Consider the following 691-nt stretch of genomic DNA (forward strand, 5'->3'; position numbering starts at 1 on the left):
CAGGCCGAGCCCGAGCAGGCCGAGCCCGAGCAGGCCGAGCCCGAGCAGGCCGAGCCCGAGTGCAGGGTGGCCGGGGCCGGGCCGGCCGAGCCGGGCGTGGAGGGGGCAGCTGACGCCGAGCGGGCGTGCGTCTACGGCGACAACGCCTACGGCACCGGTGAGTTCCACGACCGGCTCGACGCCGCGGGGATCGACTCGCGGTGCAAGACCCAGGCGCCGACCGCGGCGGGCGGGATGTTCAGCAAGGACCGGTTCGACATCGATCTCACGGCCGCGACGGTGAGCTGCCCCGGCGGGTTCACCACCCCGATCCGGCCGGCCGTCGATGGGGGCGGCACCGCCTACTTCGGGCCGGCCTGCAGCGGCTGCCCGCTGCGAGCGCGATGCACCAGCGCCAAGACCGGGCGCACGGTCAGCGTCGGACCGCACGAGCAGGCGCTGGCCGACGCCCGCGCCCGCCAAGCCGACTCCGCCTGGCTCGCCGACTACCGGGCCACCCGACCCAAGGTTGAACGCAAGCTCGGCCACCTCGTGCGCCGCCGACACGGCGGACGCCGAGCCCGCGTCCGCGGCACCGTCCGCGTCGACGCCGACTTCCGGCTACTCGCCGGCGCGGTCAACCTCGCCCGGCTGGCCGTGCTCGGGGTCCGCAAAACCGCCCACGGATGGGCGGTGGCACCCTGACCAGCAG

Annotated in this window: 1 protein-coding gene; it reads left to right on the plus strand. The window is 76.0% G+C overall.

All coding sequences use genetic code 11. From position 1 onward, the window contains the following. A partial coding sequence (locus tag KME75_RS42190) for a transposase (protein ID WP_219420695.1) occupies window positions 1-684 on the plus strand: 684 nt, incomplete at its 5' end. Window positions 685-691: the final 7 nt, after the last annotated feature.

Origin of the sequence: Pseudonocardia nigra (genome assembly GCF_019396355.1) — a bacterium.
Lineage (GTDB): Bacteria > Actinomycetota > Actinomycetes > Mycobacteriales > Pseudonocardiaceae > Pseudonocardia > Pseudonocardia nigra.